The following is a 16631-nucleotide window of genomic DNA, read 5'->3' as shown; positions in this document are numbered from 1 at the left end:
AACCCACCCCGAATTGGCACTTGCCATAGGAACGTGCCGGTGACGATTACCTACCGCACATGCCTTCGAAACCGAACCCGGGGGTACGCTCCGGGGCAACCGGCCACCGCGCGGGAAGGGAGTGTGCGGCGATGACCATCCCCAACCCGACGCTCCGGCAGCGGCAACTGGCGATGCGCTTACGCGAGCTGCGCAACGAGAAGAACCTCAGCATCGCCGAGGTGGCCCAACTCCTCCTGTGCTCCCCGGCCAAGATCAGCAGGATCGAGACCGCCCAGCGCGGCGTCAGCCTGCGTGACGTGCGCGACCTGTGCCGCCTGTACGACGTCTCCCCCGCCGAATCCGCCCAGCTCATGACGCTGGCCAAGGACGCCAGGCAGAAGGAGTGGTGGCAGTTCTACGACAACCGCGAGCTGCGGCAGATGCTCGGCCTGGAGGCGGAGGCCAGCGCCATCACCGAGTACGAGATCACCACCGTGCCCGGCCTGCTCCAGACCGAGGACTACGCCCGCGCCGTGATCCGCGGCTGGCTGCCCCGCATCGCGCCCGACGTGCTCGACGATCGGGTCAGGGTGCGGATGAAGCGCCAGGAGTGGCTGCACCGGCCCGACACCCTGCGCTACTGGGTCCTGCTGGACGAGTCGGTGCTCTACCGGCACGTGGGCAGCCGGCAGACCATGCGTGAACAGCTCGACCGGCTCATCGAGCTGAGCGAGCTGCCGCACGTCACCATCCAGGTGATCCCGTTCACCGCGGGGGCGCACGTGGGCTTCGACAGCACCTTCCGGCTCATGGAGTTCGACCATGACTCCGGCATCGCCGACACCATTTTCGTGGAACATCAAATGGGCCTTTTCTACCTGGAGGCCGATAAGGTGGTCCGGCGGTTTCGCGAGATCATCGACCATCTGCGGGCCGAGGCCCTGGGCATCCAGGAATCGAAGCGGCGAATTACCGAGATGGCCGCAAACTTCGCTTAGCGCTCCGTCACAGGATCATCTCGTTTTTCCGGTCACCTGGCATGATGCCTCCGACACATCAGAGCCTCGTTCTCGTGGCAAGTGCCAGGTGCTACTGTTCATCCATTGGGACGCTTTCGCTCTCCACGTGAGATCGCCGGTGTCCGAGCGAACCGTCCGAGCGCGCCCGGCGAGGTCCGACCGCCGCCGCGCCCATTGTCGATGCACGAGGGGGAGACAATGACGTCCCACCACCCTGACGTCCAGGCGGGTCCGCGGTGGCGGGCCGCCTCGCGCTGCAACAACGGAGAATGCGTCGAGGTCGCGTTGCTGTCCCCCGGTGAGATCGGCGTGCGGGACAACAAGAACCCGGCCGGCCCGGTCCTCACCTTCAGCGCCCGGGAATGGGACGCGTTCCTGCGTGGAATACGTCAGTCCGACTGAGCGCGCGGCGCTTTTTCCGGCGGTCGTCCTCACGGACGCCCGCCTTTTGTTTTGTCCGGCACCGGCGTTCGCCACTGCCCCTTTTGTCGCCTGGTCATCCTCGGCTGTCAAGGTAAAATCACCTTCGGCTCAATACCTCTACAGCCGCCTTCAGGAGGTAATGGATGAAACGCCCACCTGCCCTTGACCAGGCACGCTGGCAACGGTGCAACAATGGCGACTGCGTCGAGGTCACCATGCTCGCCGACCGGGTCTGGGTGCGGGGAAGTCAGGACGCCAGCGGTGCCGTCCTGTCGTTCACCACCGACGAGTGGACCGCGTTCCTCGACGGCGTGCGGCACGGCCGCTTCGATCTCGAACGGCTCGCGCCCCAGGTCTGACCGGCCACGACGTTCTCCATCGGGCTCTGTCGGGGGCCATCGGGGTTTCAGGCCGCGGCCCCCGGCAATATGCCGACTCCATGGGCGGTTTCAAGAAGTTCTTACTCCGAGGCAACATCGTCGAGCTGGCCGTCGCCGTCATCGTCGGGGCGACCTTCAGCGGGCTCGTCCAGGCGCTGGTCACCGATCTCATCACCCCGCTCATCGGCGCGGTGACCGGCGGCCGGCAGCCGAACTTCGCCGAATACTCCTTCACGATCAACGGCAGCCAGTTCAAGTACGGCGACTTCCTCAACCACCTGCTGACCTTCCTGGTCATCGCGGCGGTCGTCTACTGGCTGGTCGTGGCCCCGATGACGCGGCTGATCCACCTGTTCGACCGGGACAAGGCCGCGACGACCAAGGAGTGCCCCGAGTGCCTGTCCGACATCCCGGCCGAGGCCAGTCGGTGTGCCCATTGCACGGTGGAGCTGGTGCCCCAGTCCGAGAAACCGCGCTGAACCGTACATCACGGACTCTTGACCCCAGTGGCGCACCGGCACGGTGGTCGTTCGGCAAGATGGACCGATGAGCGTTGAGTTGATGGTCTGGGACGAGCCCGTGCCGATCAGCAGGGATCAGGCCCGGACCACGTATCTGGCGGTGAAGCGGAGCGACCCCGTCGAGGGGGACGTGCCCGACGTCGCCAAGGAGCTGCCCGGGCAGGTCACCCTGTACCCCGGGCACGTCCTGGTGACGATGGACCTGGACACGATGGACGAGAGCTCGGCCCAGGTGCTGACCACCGCCCGCGCGCACGGCCTGGTCTGCTACGACCCCCAGCGGGACCTGGTGCACAACGTGGCCCCGCTCGGCGTGTACGAGGGCATGCAGCTCCACACCGGCGACGGGATGGTCGTGCACGACCCCGACCTCGGGCTGGTCCACGACGTCCTGGCCACGCTGTCGCCGCAGAACCCGTTCGTCGCCCTGGTGAACTTCGGCCGGCACTTCCTCCAGGTCTCCCCCGGCTACGAGCTGGAGTACAAGGAGGGCACGATGGTCCGCGCGATGGTGCCCGAGCTGGCCGAGGTGCAGCAGGCGTTCCACGAGTACGCCACCGGCGAGCGCGGGTTCCTCACCCGCCACGCCTGGGCTCAGGCGTAGACCTGGGCGAACAGCTCCGGATCGACGTTCCCCCCGGACAGCACGGCCACCGTGCGCCCGGCGGGGACGCGGCCCGACAGCAGGGCGGCCGTGGTCGCCGCGCCGCTGGGCTCGGCCACCAGCCGGGCCGTGCGCGCGATGTGCCGCATCGCCACCCGCAGCTCGTCCTCCGAGACGGTGACGATGCCTTCGAGGTGCTCGCGCAGGTGGGCGAAGGTCAGCTCGGACACCCGGTTCACGCGCAGCCCGTCGGCGATGGTCCGGAACGTGCGCGTGGTCTCCCAGGCAACCACGTGCCCGGCCGCCAGGCTCTCGGCGGCGTCGGCGGCCAGCTCGGGCTCCACGCCGTACACGCGGACGTCGGGCCGCAGCGCCTTGACCGCCGCCGCGACGCCGGCGGCCAGCCCGCCGCCGCTGACCGGCACGAGCACCGCCTCGACGTCCGGCAGGTCCTCGACGATCTCCAGGCCGATCGTGCCCTGCCCGGCGATGATCGCGCGGTGGTCGTAGGGCGGCACCAGCGTCAGGCCGCGCTCGCCGGCCAGCCGCTCGGCCGTCACCTCGCGCTGGTCGGGCGGAACGACCACCAGCTCGGCGCCCCAGCCCTCGATCGCCGCCGCCTTGACCGCCGGGGTGCCCTCGGGCACGACGACCACGCACGGCACGCCGAACTCCGCCGCCGCGAACGCCAGCGCCTGGCCGTGGTTGCCGGAGGAGTGCGTGACGACGCCGGAGGGACGCAGGGCGGCCAGCGCGTTGTAGGCGCCGCGGATCTTGAACGACCCGACCGGCTGGAGGCTCTCGGGCTTCAGCCACGCCTCGCCCATCCTCAGGAGCGGCGTGCGCACCGCGGTTCCGTTGATCCGCCCGGCCGCCGCGCGGATGTCGTCGATCGTCACCAGGTCCATACGATCACTCTAGGCTCAGACCGGCACAATTCGGCGAGCCCCTGCTCCATGGCAGGATCGCGAGACATGAGAACTCTGTACCCGCCCATCGAACCCTACGAGTCCGGCCTGCTCGACGTGGGTGACGGCAACCAGATCTACTGGGAGGTCTGCGGCAACCCCGACGGAAAGCCGGCCGTCATGCTGCACGGCGGGCCGGGCGCCGGGTGCAGCGCCAACCACCGCCGGCAGTGGAACCCCGAGCTGTACCGCATCGTCCTGTTCGACCAGCGCAACTGCGGGCGCAGCCTGCCGCACGCCAGCACGCCGGGCACGTCACTGGCCGCCAACACCACCTGGCACCTGGTGGCCGACATGGAACGGCTGCGCGAGCACCTGGGCATCGAGCGCTGGCAGGTGTTCGGCGGGTCGTGGGGCAGCGCGCTGTCGCTGGCCTACGCCCAGACGCACCCCGACCGCACGACCGAGCTGGTGCTGCGCGGGATCTTCACGCTGCGCCCGCACGAGCTGCACTGGTTCTACCAGGAGGGCGCGAGCTACCTGTTCCCCGACCTGTGGGAGTCCTACCTGGCGCCGATCCCCGTCGAGGAGCGCGGCGACCTCATGGCCGCCTACCGCGCCCGCCTCGAAGGCGACGACGACGCGGCCCGGCTCGCGGCGGCCAAGGCGTGGTCCCAGTGGGAGGGCGCGACGATCACGCTGCTGCCCGACCCGAGCCTGGTGGCGGAGTTCGGCGAGGACAAGATGGCGGTGTCGTTCGCCAGGATCGAGAACCACTACTTCCGCCACGGCGGCTGGTTCGAGCCCGAACAGCTCATCAGGGACGTCGACCGCGTCCGGCACATCCCGGCCGTGATCATCCAGGGCCGCTACGACGCCTGCACGCCCATGGCCACCGCCTGGGACCTGCACAAGGCGTGGCCCGAGGCCGACTTCCAGGTGGTGCACGACGCCGGGCACGCGGCGACCGAGCCCGGCATCGTCGACCGGCTCATCGCGGCGACAGACGGCTTCGCGCGAGCCTGACCGCGGGGGTGACCGCGCCGACCAGCAGCAGCGCGAACAGCGGCGCGAGCACCAGGCCGAGCAGGAAGCCGCCGGCCACGTCGTGCGGGTAGTGCACGCCGACGAACACCCGGGTGAAGCCCATCAGGGCGGCCAGGGGCAGCACCACCCAGGCCAGGGCGCGCCAGACCAGGATGAGCGTGCCCGCCGCCCCGGCGGCGATCACGGTGTGGTTGCTGGGGAAGGACCAGTCCGTGGAGGGCGGGCAGGCCGCGATCGTGGCGATGCCGCCGCGGCACGGCCGGTCCTCCCGGACCAGCAGCTTGACGCCCTCGCTCACGATGTACGCGCCCACCACCCCGGCCGGCCCGGCGATGGCGAGCGCGAGGTCGCGGGCGGGGGCCTGGCGCGCCCGCCACCAGCACACGAGGAACAGCGCCGCGAAGATGAAAAGGCCGGCGTCCGTGCCGAACTCGGCGAGGGCGTGCAGCCACCCGGGCGTGGTCAGAGCGAAGTCGACGATGTCGCGGTACACAGGTGTCCAATCCGTGAACGGGTAGTGGACACGACCTTATGAACTTTGATCGTCAAATGCTTCGACCGAAAGGGCGATTCCGGTCCTTACCCAAGATACTGGCGCACCAGCAGAGCGCGCCTCTGCTCCAGCTCGCCCTCGGTGATGAGGCCGCGGTCGAACGCCTCGGCGGTGGCGTCCCGCTCGGCCACGTAGTACGCGGCCATGATCTCGCTGCGCAGCGGGGTGAAGCCGCGCTCCACGCAGTCGGAGAAGACGGTGACCTTCTGCTCGACGATGCCGGCGGGGACGGTGCACGTCAGGTCGTGCGCCTTGAGGTGCTGAACCGCTTCACGAAGGGTGACCGGGCCGAGGGACCCGTTGAAACGGGTGTCAAGGGTGATCTTCACTGTTTTTACGCCTCCAATCGTTTCAAACGCATCGGCAGAGACCGCGTATTCCCAGTTCAGAGCGGGTAAGAGGGCAAACGTGATCGGAGAGCACGTGATCGTCGGCTATAGCAACGACCCCGGTGGGCGGGACGCCCTCGCGCTCGGGGCCGCCATCACCCGGCTGACCGGGGGCGAGCTCACGGTGGCGTCCATCTATCCCCCGGGCAGCCCCGGGCTGGCCGTCGAGGCCCAGGCCAACCTGGCGCACGCGGGTGAGGAGCTGGGCGTCGTCCCGGCCGAGTACATGGCGTTCGAGAGCCGGGGCACCGGCCGCGGGCTGTCGGTGCTGGCCAGCAGGATCAGGGCCGACCTGATCGTGGTCGGCTCGGCGAGCGGCGGCCAGTACGGCCGCATCGCCGTCGGCAGCACCGCCGACCACCTGCTGCACCTGTCGCCGGAGGCGGTGATGCTGGCGCCCTCGGGCTACGTGCCGCCCGACGAGCCCGCCCGGCTCACCCTGGCCTACGTCCACCGGCCGCAGTGCGACGCGGCGGTCGAGCGGGTGGCCCAGGCGGCGCTGCGGCTCGACGTGCCGCTCCGGCTGATCACCCTCGACCTGCGCACCGAGGACCAGGGCAAGCTGCGCGACGACCTCGCCCTGGCCGTACGGCTGGCCTGGGAGAGCACCGGCATCGAGGCCGAGTCGGAGGTGGCCGAGGGCCACGACGTGCAGGCCGCGCTCAAGGACGTCGAGTGGCTGCCCGGCGAGCTGCTGGTCTGCGCCGCCGGCGAGGACGCCCAGCCCCACCGGGTGTTCCTGGGCGAGCTGGCGATGAAGGTGCTCAGGTCGTCGTCCTGCCCGGTCACCGTGCTGCCGCGGGGGTTCTCCTAAGCTTCTGGGCGTGCGTGTCGCCCGATTGATCGTCGTCGTGGTGCTGGCCTCGCTGGCCGGCGTCTACGTGGTGGCCGGCGCCTGGGGGGCGCTGCCGGTGCTGGCCGCGCAGTGCGCCTTCACGCTGCGGGTCAGGAAGGGGTGGCTGCTCGCCGTCCAGGGGGTGCTGGTCTACGCGGTGACGCTGGGGCAGGGCGCGTCCGTCGCGATCCTCGGCTTCCTCGCCGGGTCGCTGCTGGTGACGCGCTGGTGGGCGCTGGCGCCCGCGGTGGCCTTCAGCGGCGTCGTGATCCACCACTGGCGCAACGCGGGAGACGCGGTCTCCACGACGGACCTCGCGATCACCACGGTGCTGGTGTCGCTGGTCGTGTTCGGCCTCATCCGGCTGGTCGAGCGGGTGGCCGAGATGGAGGCCACCCGTCCCGCGCTGGCCGCGGCGGCGGTGGCCGAGGAGCGGCTGCGCATCGCCGCCGAGCTGAGCGACGGCCTCGGGCGCGGCCTGGCCACGATCGGAGCGGGCGCGCGGCGGGCGCTGGCCGCGCCACGGGACGCGGCCGAGACGCTCGGCGAGGTGGTCGCGACGGCGCGGCAGTCGCTGGCGGACGCGCGCGCCGCGGCGGCGAGCTACCGCGCGATGTCCCTGGCCCCGGAGCTGACCACCGCCCGCGCCCTGCTGGAGGCGGCCGGCGTCGGCGTGGAGGTGCGCGCCGCCCACACCGAGCCGCTGGGCCCGGCGGGCGCGCTGCTCGCCTCGGTGCTGCGCGAGGCGGTCACGGACGTCGCCCGCCGCGGCACCGCCACGGTGTGCGTGATCGAGACCTGGGAGGAGCCCGAACGAGCCCAGGTACACCTGCGCGTGGCCGACGACGGCCGCCGCACGGCCGAGGACGACGACGCCGGCGGGCTCGCCGACCCGGCGGGGCTCACGCGCCAGGTGGCGGCGGCGGGCGGCACGCTCACCCGCGGCCTGTCCGGGCGGGGCCGGTACACGGTGGAGGCCGTGCTGCCCGCCACGCGCCCGCCCGCGGCGGCCCGGCGCGAGCCGCCCGACGTCTCGGTGGTCCTGCTGGCCGCCGTGCTGGTCGGGTTCAGCGTCAAGGCGCTGCTGCAGATCCCGGCCGGCCTGCTGGCTCCCGCGGTCGCGGCGCTGGCCGTGATCGTCGTCATGCAGCTGCGCTCGGTCACCGGCCGCCACATGGTGGCGCTGGGGGTGATGGCGGCGCTCACCTTCGCCCCGATCCCGGTGTTCGGGCCGATCTGGCTGGGGGCGGCGGGCTTCCTCGCCGGTCCGGTGCTGCTCGCCTTCCGCCCGCGGACGGCCTGGCCGCTGACGGCCGCGATCCTGGCCGCGGTCTGGACCGTCGCCTCCCTGTACGAGCTGCCCGGCCGCGTCAACATCACGGTGAGCACGCTCACCACCGGCGTGGTGGTCTACAGCCTGCTCCGCCTGGCCCAGCTCGCCAAGGAGCTGCACGCCGCCAGGGAGAGCCTGGCGCGTTCCGCCGTCGTGGAGGAACGCCTGCGGGCCGCCCGCGACCTGCACGACCTGCTCGGCCACAGCCTGGCCGCCATCCTGCTCACCTGCGAGCTGGCCCGCCGCCTGCCCGACCCCGTCCGGGAGCTGGAGAACGTCGTCGCCATGGCCGAGCACGCCCGACACGACCTGCGCTCGGTCACCGGCGAGCAGCGCGAGCTGTCCTTCGCCGCCGAGGCCGAGTCGGCCGGGAAGGTGCTGGCGGCGGCCGGGGTCGAGGCCACCCTGCGGCTCGCGCACCCCGAGCTGCCGGCCGAGGTCGAGACCGTGCTCAGCGCCGTGCTGCGCGAGGCCGTGACGAACGTCCTGCGCCACAGCGCCGCGCGCGCCTGCGTGATCTCCACTTCCGCCGCCGGCGGCGAGGTCGGGCTGCTCGTCCGCAACGACGGCGCGGCCACGGCGGCCCCCCGCCGCGGCTCGTCCGGGCTGGGCAACCTCACCACCCGCCTGGCCACGCTGGGCGGCCGGCTCACGACCGCCGCCGCGGACGGCTGGTTCCGGCTCGACGCGCGCGCTCCGCTAGATCCAGCCGGCCTCGGTGGCGATGCGCACGGCGTCGGTGCGGTTGCGCGCGTTCAGCTTGGCCACGATGGCCGTCAGGTAGTTGCGCACGGTCCCGGCGGTCAGGTGCAGCCGGCGGGCGATGTCGGGGGCCTCGGCGCCGCCCGCCACCAGCCGTAGCACGTCGGCCTCGCGCGGCGTGAGCGGGTTGTCGGCCAGGTCCCAGGCGGTGACCGCGAGGGACGGGTCGAGCACCCGGCCGCCCCGGGTGACCTCCCTGATCGCCGAGACCAGGTCCTCCGGCGGCGCCGTCTTCAGCAGGAAGCCGTCCACCTGGGCGGCCAGGGCCCGCTTGAGATGGCCGGGCTTGCCGTAGGCGGTGAGCATGAGCGTGCGGCACGAGGGCACCCTGGCCCGGATCTCCGCCGCGGCAGCCAGCCCGTCGAGGGTGCCGGGCATGTCGATGTCCAGCACGGCCACGTCCGGCCGGTGCGCGGCGGCCGAGGCCACGGCGGCGTCACCGGACTCGACCGCGGCCACGATCTCGAAGTCGGCCTCCAGGCCGAGCAGGGTCGCGAGCGCGTGCCTGATCACGGCCTGGTCCTCGGCCAGAAGTACGCGAATCACCGGACATGTCTATCAGTCCGCGCGCAGGACCCGGTCGTACAGGTCCAGGTAGCGGTCGGCCATCACGCCGGGCGAGAAGCGGCGCCTGGCCTCGCGGCGGCACTCCTCCGGATCGATCTCGTCCACCCGCTGGACGTACTCGGCCAGCTCCTCCTCGGTGTCGGCGAGGAAGCCGGTACGGCCGTGGTCGATGATCTCGGGCAGGCAGCCGCGGCGCAGGCCCACCGGCGGCACCCCGAGCGCCAGGGCCTCGACGACCGCCGTGCCGCCGGGCTCGTCCCACTGGATGGGGAAGAGCGCGGCGCGGGCCGAGGCGTACAGCTCGTCCCTCTCCTGGCCGCCGACCGCGCCGATCCACCTGACCAGGTCGCCGTCGAGGTAGCGGGACACCTGGTCGAGGTGGCAGCGCACGTCGGGATGGCTGTGCAGCGGGTGGTAGGGATCCTGCAGGACGACGTCCAGCTCGGCCTGGCTGTCCCGGCCGCAGACCGGGCCGGCCACGACCAGCGGCAGGCCGAGCTTCTGGCAGATCCGGGCGGCCACGTGCTGGCCCTTGAGCCCGCAGATCCGGCCCATGATCACCAGGTGCTCGCCGCGCTCGGCGCGGACGTCCTGGCCGGCGAGCGGCGTGGCCAGGTGGACGGAGCCCAGCGAGGCGGCGCGCAGGGCCTCGGGGGCGCGGGCGAGCTGGGAGTCCGACACCCCGTTGACCGCGATCGAGCGCGGGAAGGCGCCGTAGAACGCCGGGTGTTTGCGCAGGTCCCAGTGGAGGGTGTGGAGGACCGGCGGCCCGCCCAGCGCGGCCAGCACCGCCGGCCCGACGACCTCCACGTGGTCGTGGACGAGGTCGATGTCGTCGCGGGCGCGCAACTCGGCGGCCACCCTGGCCTGGTGCGCATGCGCGATCCCCATGACCTGGTTGTACGGCTTCTGCAACTCCGCGAACTGGCCCTCGTCGTAGACGGCGATCAGCTCGTCGGCCTCCAGCGTGCTCGACGCCACGGAGGCCAGCACGACCTCGACGCCGCGTTCGCGCAGCGCGGGGACCAGGGTTGCGACCACGTTCTCGATGCCGCCGTAGCCGGGCGGCGGGACCGCCAACCACGGTCCCGCGTTGATCAGCACCTTCACGCGACGTCCTCCTCCAGCATGAGCGAGGCGAGCGGCGGCCGTTCCGCCACCCCCACGTCCACCAGGCCGGCCCGCCCGTCCAGGCCGAACTGCAGCAGCGTGTGAGCCGGGGATTCGGAGGACACCACGCGTCCCTGGCGTTCCAGCCGGGACCACGCGGTGAGCATGATCTGCCCGGCCATCCGGCCGAGCGCGTTCACGGACTGGTGGCCGTGCGCGCGGGAGCCCAGGTCCACCTGGGCCATCGCGTCCAGTCCCACCAGCTGGAGGAGGTCGACGAGGAGACCGAGCTCCACGCCGTACTCGGTGACGAAGGGCACCTGTTCCAGCACTTCGCGCCGGGCGGCGTACTCGCCGCCGAGGGGTTGGCGGAAGCCCGCCAGCTCCGGCCAGAACAGGTTGAGCAGGGGTCTGGCCACCAGCTCGGTGACCCGGCCGCCCGCGCCGCGCCGGGGCACGCCGTCCTCGCCCGTGAAGGGCCGTTCGTACGCCGCCTTGACGAAATGGGTGCCCGAGTTCACCAGCAGCGGACCGACCAGCCCCGACACGAAGTGCGAGCCGAAGTTGAGCAGGTCCGAGTCGACGAACGCGACGATGTCGCCGTGGGAGGCGGCCAGGCCCTTCCACAGCGCCTCCCCCTTGCCCGACATGCACGGCAGGTGGGGCAGCACCTCGTTCTGCGCCACGACGCGCGCGCCCGCGGCGCGTGCCCGTTCCGCCGTGGCGTCGGTGGAGTTGGAGTCGACGACGAGGATCTCGTCGACGAGTGGCGCCTGCTCCACCAGTTCACGTCTGATCACGGTGACGATGTCCCCGACCGTGCGTTCTTCGTCGCGCGCCGGCAGGACGACGCTCACCGTTGTGTTGCCCTTGGCCGCGATTAAGGCATCCACCGGCCATTCGGAAGCCGTACTGGAATGCGGGCCACACCACTCCTGGGCCCTGGCCAAAGCACGCACATCTGTCTCCATGCAGTCAGCCCCATCTCATAGGGGCACGACCCCTGCCCGATCTATGCGCCTTTGAACATCGTTGTTTGTTAACCCCTAGACGTGGCATATGTCGGGTTGTGTCCCCAATTACCCATGTCGGCATCATTGGTGCCGGAAATGTCGCCGCTCGCCACGCAGATGTCCTGTCCGGCTTCCCCGATGTGACGATCGCCGGGGTGGCCGACACCGATCTCCACAAGGCTGAGGCGTTGGCCGCCGCGCACGGCGCCCCCGCCTACGGCGACCATGCCGGCCTGCTGGAGGCCGGCGGTCTCGACGCTGTCTACGTCTGTGTGCCTCCTTTCGCGCACGGTAACCCCGAATCCGACGTCTTGTCGTGTAATCTCCCGATTTTTGTGGAAAAACCCCTTTCTCTCGATCTCAAAACCGCAGAAAACATCGCGGCCGAAATCGACCGGCGCGGGCTGCCGTCCGCCGTCGGCCACCACTGGCGCTACCTCGACATCGTCGACCGGGCCAGGGAACGGCTCGACGGCCGTCCCGTCCAGCTCGCGCTCGGGCACTGGCTGGACAAGGTCCCGCCGGTCGGCTGGTGGCTGAAGGCGAACATGTCCGGCGGCCAGATCCTGGAGCAGGCGGTCCACGTCCTGGACCTGGCCAGGCTGCTGGTGGGCGAAGTGTCGATGGTGCACGCCGTACCGGCCGGGAACGCGGTGGACGGCGAGATCGACCGGGCCACCTCGGCCGTGATGAGCTTCGCGGGCGGTGCGACCGGCCTGCTGGCCACCTCCTGCCTGCTGCGCCGCAAGCACCGGGTGGGGCTGGAGGTGTGCGCCGACGGCATCGCGCTGGAGCTCAGCGAGACCCGGCTGCTCGTGGACGGCGAGGAGGCCGTCGAGGACGGCGGCCACGCCAAGACCCTCGTGGACCGCACGTTCATCGACGCGGTGCGCGGGAAGGACGCCGACGTGCGCGCGCCGTACGGCGAGGCCCTGCGAACCCACCGCCTGGCGATCGCGCTGGCGCGCTCGGCGGCGGAACGGAGGCCGGTGATGCTGGATGACTGAGGCGACGAGCACGACACTGAGCATCGAGGCGCCCGGCGAGGTGCGCCTGGTCGAGGAGAAGCTGGCCGGCCTGCCCGACGGCGGGTTCATGGTCGCCACCACGCACAGCGGCGTCTCGGCGGGCACCGAGCTGACCTACCTCAAGGGCGCCAACCCCTACCTCACCTCGACCTGGGACCCGGCGCTCGGGCTGTTCCTGCCGGGCACGCCGTCGGTGGCGTACCCGGTGCGCGGCATCGGCTACATGCAGGTGGGCGTGGTCGCCGAGACCCGCACGCGGGCCGTGGCCGAGGGCGCGCAGGTCGCCATGGCCTACGGCCACCGCACGGCGTACGTGGCCGACCCGATGACCGACCGGTTCGTCGTGCTGCCCGGCGACCTCGACCCGCTGCTCGGCATCTACGTCGCCCACATGGGCCCGATCTGCGCCAACGGCCTGCTGCACGCGGCCGCCGACCTGCACGGCCCGGCCGTCCAGCACCTGGGCGACGGCGTGCGCGGCCGCCGGGTCGCGGTGGTCGGGGCGGGCGTGGTGGGGCTGCTGACCGCGTCCTTCGCCCTGTCCTGCGGAGCCGCCGAGGTGGTGGTCGTGGACGAGACCCGGGCCAGGCTCGCGGTGGCCGAGGCGATCGGCGCGCAGGTCCTGGCCGCCCCCGACGACGACCCGGCGGTGACGCTGAAGCGCCGCTGGCGGCACGCCCCGAACGACCGCGGCGCGGACCTGGTCTTCCAGTGCCGCGGTCAACCGCGGGCGCTGGCCCTGGGGCTGCGGCTGCTGCGCCCGCAGGGCACGCTGATCGACCTCGCGTTCTACACCCAGGGCGCCGACGAGGTGCGGCTGGGCGAGGAGTTCCACCACAACGGGCTGGCACTGCGCTGCGCCCAGATCGGCCGGGTGCCGCGCGGCCTCGCGCACGCCTGGGACCGGGAACGCCTCTCGCACGAGACGATCGGCCTGCTCAGGGAGCGCGGGAGGCTGCTACGCGAGCACGTGGTCACCGACGTCGTCGGCTTCGGGGAGGCTCCCGAACTTCTGACCGATCTCGCGGCCCGACGGCGGCAGGCCGTCCAGGCCGTGCTCAGCCACGACGTCGAGGATGAGGGCCGCTGACCAGCTGAAGTCCCGGCAACCGTGGCCGCGCAGCGTGAACGGGTTGAAGTACTCGCGGAAGCCGGAGTGGGCGACGGCGTGGATCATGCCCTCGGCGAGCAGGTCGGCCAGGTCGGGACGGCGGTCCCGGAGCCCCTGCCAGACCAGCCAGGTCAGGTTGATCCAGCTCGGCCCGCGCCAGTAGCGGGCCGGGTCGAACTCGGCCGTGGCCGGGGCGTGGCTGGGCAGCACGCCGTCCTTGAGGGAGAACCTGTCGAGGGCCGTGCCGATCAGCGCCTCGGCGATCTCCAGCGGCAGCCCGGGAAGCATGAGCGGCACCAGGCCGGCGGCGCTGCCCGAGCGGATCAGCCGGCCGGTGCGCAGGTCGCGGGGGCGGAAGTGGCCGTCCTGGTAGAGGTGGCCGACCATGGCGGCGGTGACGGCGGCGGCCTCGCGCCGGTGGGGCTCGGGGTCGCGGCCGCACACCTCGGCGATCTCGGCGAGCGCCGACTCGGCCACGCCGTACGCGGCGTTGAACAGCGGGTCCTCGATCTCGAACGAGCCGGCCCGCTGGTAGCCGCTGTCGCGGTAGGCGCCGGCGAGGGCGACGTACCGCTCGTAGTCGCGGTCGGTGGGGCGCTCGTCGGCGCTGACGGTGTTGAGGTCTCTGCGGACGAAGCCCGTCGCGCCGGCCTCGACGGCCCGCAGCGGAAGGTCCCAGGCCGGGCTGTTGTCCATGCCCGACTCCCACGGGTGGACGATCGAGATCAGGCCCTCGGGCGAGCGGCGGGAGGCCCGCAGGAACTCCTGCTGGGCGACGAGCTTGGGGTAGATCCTGGCCAGGAACGCCGGGTCGGGCTCGGCCTGGTGCACCTTCCAGGCGGCCAGCGCGTGCACGGGTGGCTGGACGATGCCGGAGGTCGCCGAGCCGGACGGCGCGCGGGCGCCCCAGAACTGGGGGCCGGGGAAGTAGGCGCCCTCGGGCACGACGGGGTTGAACACGATGTGCGGCACCCGGCCGTCGGCCCACTGGGCGCCGAACAGCGACAGCAGCTCGGACCTGGCCCGCCGCGGCGACCAGCGGGCGTTGCCGATCGCGATGAAGGCGGAGTCCCAGCTCCACTGGTGGGGGTACAGACGACGGGAGGGAACCGTGTAGCTGCCGTCCCAGTTGGCGACGAGCACGCGTACGGCGTCGCGAAGGATCATAGGAATTTCCTGATGAAGGCCGCCGTCTGCGGGAGCACGATCTCGGGCTCGCCCCGCAGCCGGCACTCGAGGGCGAGGTAGCCGTCGAAGCCGACGGCGTCGAGCGTGGCGAGCTGCGCGCCCCAGTCGAGGTGCCCGGTGCCGGGCTGGTTCCTGTTGGACTCGCTGATCTGCATGTGCGCGATGTACGGGGCCGCCTCCGCCAGGGCCCGGCAGGGGTCGTCCTCCTCGATGTTCATGTGGTAGGTGTCGCCGACGATCCTGATCGAGTCCATCGAGCAGTACGAGACCGCGTCGGCCAGGGTGTTGACCATGTGGTTCTCGTACCGGTTGAGCGGTTCGAGCATGATCAGCACGCCGTTGCGCTGGGCGTGCTCGCCGAGGATGCCGAGCGCCTCGGCCAGCACCTCGCGGTCGTCCGCGGCGGTGCGCGGCGGCTCGAACGGCGGCAGCCGAAGCGAGAACTGGCCCCACGAGGCCGGGGTCATGACGCCGATGCCGCCCAGCTCGGCGATCACTGTGAGCTGCGACCTGAGCTGCTGGATGGCGTCCTTGCGCTTGGCCGGGTCGAAGTCGCCGATGAAGTGCGGCATCTCGACGCACACCGTCGGCATCACGACGCCGTCGGCCAGCGCCCGCTTGAGCTCGGTCAGCCGGCCGGCGAAGTGGAAGTCGCCCTTCCCCCTCAGCTCGATCGCGTCGAACCCGGCCTCCACCGCGAACGCGAACTTCTCCTGCAGGCTGCGGCCGGGCAGAAGCTGCTCCTGGGCGGCGAGCTTCATCGTGACTCCTCGAAGGTGAAGACGAGCTGGAGCACCTCGGACTGGTGCTTGTCGATCAGGTCGAACGCCTCGGCCGCCTTCTCGACCGGCACGAGGTGGGTGACGAGGTCGCCGACCTCGACCTCGCCCCGGTGCACGAGCTCCATGAACGTGCGCTGGAGGCGTTCGACGTCCCAGCGGTGGGCCAGCCAGGAGGCGACGCCGCCGATCTGGGAGGAGACGAGCTGCACCTGGTTGTGGTGGAACTCCTCGCCCAGCCGCAGCCCGATGCCGTCGCCCTGGTAGAAGCCGGCCGCCACGACCCGGCCGCCCTTGCGCACGCTCCTGATGGCCTCCTGCAGGCCCAGGTGGTTGCCGCTGAGCTCGATCGCGGTGTCGGCGCCCTCGATGCGCTTGCGCAGGAACTCGGCGACCGAGCCCGACCGCACGTCGAACGTCTCGGCGGCGCCGAACTTCCTGGCGAGTTCGAGCCGGTCGGGGATGGCGTCGGCGGCCACCACCCGGGCGCCGCTGAGCACCGCCATGCGGGTGGCGAGCAGGCCGATGACGCCCTGGCCGAAGATCGCGACCTGGTCGCCCAGGTGCACGTCGGCGGCGTGGACGGCGTTGAGCGCGATGGCGCCGACCCGGGCGAAGACGCCCGCGACGGGGTCGGCCCCCGGCGGCAGGATGTGGCCGGCCAGCTTCTCGGCGGGGACGACCGCCTCGGCGCGGTGGCCCCAGATGCCCCACACGAGGCTGCCGACGGGCGGCTCGGCGACGTCGGGGGCCGCCTCCACCACCTCGCCGACCTCCTGGTAGCCCCAGCCGGACAGGGGGTAGGCGTGCGTCTGGCCTTCGAGGAAGAGCCGGCGCTCGGTGTCCCACTTGCGGGTGAGGTAGGGATTGGTGCCGCGATATGCGGTCAGCTCGGTGCCCGCGGAGACCCCGGAATACAGGGTCCGCACCCGGACGGAGCCCGGCACGAGTTCGGCGGGCGACTCCAGGCTGACGCTGACACGGCCTGGCTCTTGGAAGGTGATGACGCGCATACCCCACACTTACGCTTTTTGATCAAACAAAAGTCAGAGATTTAGTGTTTGTTTGCACACCATAGT

General features: G+C 71.6%; 17 protein-coding genes and 1 pseudogene. 10 read left to right on the top strand and 8 right to left on the bottom strand.

Translation table 11 applies throughout. The features are described 5' to 3' along the window. Positions 1-131 precede the first annotated feature (131 nt). The 5 genes from ABZ459_RS16115 (at position 132) to ABZ459_RS16095 (ending at position 2929) form a co-directional block, all read left to right on the top strand. Complete coding sequence (locus tag ABZ459_RS16115; RefSeq protein WP_357971016.1) at positions 132-980, top strand: helix-turn-helix transcriptional regulator; 849 nt, start codon at positions 132-134, stop codon at positions 978-980. Positions 981-1199: 219 nt separating this feature from the next. Then, a complete protein-coding gene (locus ABZ459_RS16110; RefSeq protein ID WP_357971015.1) occupies positions 1200-1403 on the top strand; it encodes a DUF397 domain-containing protein in 204 nt (67 codons plus the stop codon). Between the two features lie 164 nt (positions 1404-1567). Next, the gene (locus tag ABZ459_RS16105) at positions 1568-1783 is read left to right on the top strand and encodes a DUF397 domain-containing protein (protein ID WP_357971014.1); all 216 of its coding nucleotides are present in this window, start codon (positions 1568-1570) and stop codon (positions 1781-1783) included. 80 nt (positions 1784-1863) lie between these two features. Next, positions 1864-2283, top strand: a complete 420-nt coding sequence (gene mscL / locus ABZ459_RS16100) for a large conductance mechanosensitive channel protein MscL (protein ID WP_352349915.1) — start codon at positions 1864-1866, stop codon at positions 2281-2283. Positions 2284-2350: 67 nt separating this feature from the next. Then, a complete protein-coding gene (locus ABZ459_RS16095; protein WP_357971013.1) occupies positions 2351-2929 on the top strand; it encodes a hypothetical protein in 579 nt (192 codons plus the stop codon). On the opposite strand, the gene ABZ459_RS16090 is transcribed toward ABZ459_RS16095, so the two are convergent. Next, a complete protein-coding gene (locus tag ABZ459_RS16090) occupies positions 2920-3837 on the bottom strand; it encodes a threonine/serine dehydratase (RefSeq protein ID WP_357971012.1) in 918 nt (305 codons plus the stop codon). The two genes, ABZ459_RS16095 and ABZ459_RS16090, sit on opposite strands and share 10 nt — an antisense overlap. 66 nt (positions 3838-3903) lie before the next feature. On the opposite strand from ABZ459_RS16090, the gene pip reads away from it, so the two are divergent. Further along, entirely contained in the window at positions 3904-4863 is a 960-nt protein-coding gene (pip, locus tag ABZ459_RS16085; protein ID WP_357971011.1) for a prolyl aminopeptidase, read from the top strand. On the opposite strand, the gene ABZ459_RS16080 is transcribed toward pip, so the two are convergent. Together ABZ459_RS16080 and ABZ459_RS16075 are read right to left on the bottom strand one after the other, a co-directional pair. Continuing rightward, a complete protein-coding gene (locus ABZ459_RS16080; protein ID WP_357971010.1) occupies positions 4829-5377 on the bottom strand; it encodes a phosphatase PAP2 family protein in 549 nt (182 codons plus the stop codon). The two genes, pip and ABZ459_RS16080, sit on opposite strands and share 35 nt — an antisense overlap. Before the next feature lie 86 nt (positions 5378-5463). Next, positions 5464-5766, bottom strand: a complete 303-nt coding sequence (locus tag ABZ459_RS16075; protein WP_357971009.1) for a hypothetical protein — start codon at positions 5764-5766, stop codon at positions 5464-5466. 79 nt (positions 5767-5845) lie between these two features. Here ABZ459_RS16075 and ABZ459_RS16070 point away from each other — a divergent pair, with 79 nt between their 5' ends. Together ABZ459_RS16070 and ABZ459_RS16065 are read left to right on the top strand one after the other, a co-directional pair. Continuing rightward, positions 5846-6640 carry a universal stress protein gene (locus tag ABZ459_RS16070; RefSeq protein WP_357971008.1) on the top strand — a complete coding sequence of 265 codons (795 nt, stop codon included), beginning with the start codon at positions 5846-5848 and terminating at the stop codon, positions 6638-6640. A 406-nt stretch (positions 6641-7046) separates the two neighbouring features. After that, positions 7047-8318: pseudogene (locus ABZ459_RS16065) on the top strand (histidine kinase); the annotation flags it as partial. Between the two features lie 375 nt (positions 8319-8693). On the opposite strand, the gene ABZ459_RS16060 reads toward ABZ459_RS16065, so the two are convergent. Genes ABZ459_RS16060 through ABZ459_RS16050 form a run of 3 tightly spaced genes read right to left on the bottom strand, consistent with a single transcriptional unit; the run spans position 8694 to position 11404 of the window. Next, complete coding sequence (locus tag ABZ459_RS16060; protein WP_357971007.1) at positions 8694-9302, bottom strand: response regulator transcription factor; 609 nt, start codon at positions 9300-9302, stop codon at positions 8694-8696. Positions 9303-9314: 12 nt separating this feature from the next. Next, positions 9315-10433: a glycosyltransferase gene (locus ABZ459_RS16055; RefSeq protein ID WP_357971006.1), complete on the bottom strand. Its 1119-nt coding sequence runs from the start codon at positions 10431-10433 to the stop codon at positions 9315-9317. Continuing rightward, positions 10430-11404 (bottom strand): glucosyl-3-phosphoglycerate synthase, encoded by a 975-nt coding sequence (locus ABZ459_RS16050; RefSeq protein WP_357971005.1) that lies wholly within the window; start codon positions 11402-11404, stop codon positions 10430-10432. Before ABZ459_RS16050 ends, ABZ459_RS16055 begins: the two co-directional genes overlap by 4 nt. Positions 11405-11502: 98 nt before the next feature. Between ABZ459_RS16050 and ABZ459_RS16045 the strand changes: the two genes are divergently transcribed. Together ABZ459_RS16045 and ABZ459_RS16040 are read left to right on the top strand one after the other, a co-directional pair. Beyond that, on the top strand, positions 11503-12453 hold the full coding sequence (locus ABZ459_RS16045; protein ID WP_357971004.1) for a Gfo/Idh/MocA family oxidoreductase: 951 nt from the start codon (positions 11503-11505) through the stop codon (positions 12451-12453). Then, on the top strand, positions 12446-13564 hold the full coding sequence (locus ABZ459_RS16040; RefSeq protein WP_357971003.1) for a zinc-binding dehydrogenase: 1119 nt from the start codon (positions 12446-12448) through the stop codon (positions 13562-13564). Before ABZ459_RS16045 ends, ABZ459_RS16040 begins: the two co-directional genes overlap by 8 nt. A gap of 1184 nt (positions 13565-14748) precedes the next feature. Here ABZ459_RS16040 and ABZ459_RS16035 read toward each other — a convergent pair. Together ABZ459_RS16035 and ABZ459_RS16030 are read right to left on the bottom strand one after the other, a co-directional pair. Next, positions 14749-15534, bottom strand: a complete 786-nt coding sequence (locus ABZ459_RS16035; protein ID WP_357971002.1) for a sugar phosphate isomerase/epimerase family protein — start codon at positions 15532-15534, stop codon at positions 14749-14751. Continuing rightward, positions 15531-16565 carry a zinc-binding dehydrogenase gene (locus ABZ459_RS16030; RefSeq protein ID WP_357971001.1) on the bottom strand — a complete coding sequence of 345 codons (1035 nt, stop codon included), beginning with the start codon at positions 16563-16565 and terminating at the stop codon, positions 15531-15533. The genes ABZ459_RS16035 and ABZ459_RS16030 overlap by 4 nt, the downstream gene beginning before the upstream one ends. Between the last annotated feature and the right edge of the window lie 66 nt (positions 16566-16631).

This window comes from Nonomuraea sp. NPDC005692 (assembly GCF_040631115.1).
GTDB lineage: Bacteria > Actinomycetota > Actinomycetes > Streptosporangiales > Streptosporangiaceae > Nonomuraea.
This window is presented reverse-complemented; position numbering and strand designations above follow the sequence as displayed.

Bases quoted from the DNA above. Each gene is read 5' to 3' on its own strand.
- ABZ459_RS16115 (WP_357971016.1), top strand. From the start codon at position 132: ATGACCATCCCCAACCCGACGCTCCGGCAGCGGCAACTGGCGATGCGC.
- ABZ459_RS16110 (WP_357971015.1), top strand. From the start codon at position 1,200: ATGACGTCCCACCACCCTGACGTCCAGGCGGGTCCGCGGTGGCGGGCC.
- ABZ459_RS16105 (WP_357971014.1), top strand. From the start codon at position 1,568: ATGAAACGCCCACCTGCCCTTGACCAGGCACGCTGGCAACGGTGCAAC.
- mscL (WP_352349915.1), top strand. From the start codon at position 1,864: ATGGGCGGTTTCAAGAAGTTCTTACTCCGAGGCAACATCGTCGAGCTG.
- ABZ459_RS16095 (WP_357971013.1), top strand. From the start codon at position 2,351: ATGAGCGTTGAGTTGATGGTCTGGGACGAGCCCGTGCCGATCAGCAGG.
- ABZ459_RS16090 (WP_357971012.1), bottom strand. From the start codon at position 3,837: ATGGACCTGGTGACGATCGACGACATCCGCGCGGCGGCCGGGCGGATC.
- pip (WP_357971011.1), top strand. From the start codon at position 3,904: ATGAGAACTCTGTACCCGCCCATCGAACCCTACGAGTCCGGCCTGCTC.
- ABZ459_RS16050 (WP_357971005.1), bottom strand. From the start codon at position 11,404: ATGGAGACAGATGTGCGTGCTTTGGCCAGGGCCCAGGAGTGGTGTGGC.
- ABZ459_RS16040 (WP_357971003.1), top strand. From the start codon at position 12,446: ATGACTGAGGCGACGAGCACGACACTGAGCATCGAGGCGCCCGGCGAG.
- ABZ459_RS16035 (WP_357971002.1), bottom strand. From the start codon at position 15,534: ATGAAGCTCGCCGCCCAGGAGCAGCTTCTGCCCGGCCGCAGCCTGCAG.
- ABZ459_RS16030 (WP_357971001.1), bottom strand. From the start codon at position 16,565: ATGCGCGTCATCACCTTCCAAGAGCCAGGCCGTGTCAGCGTCAGCCTG.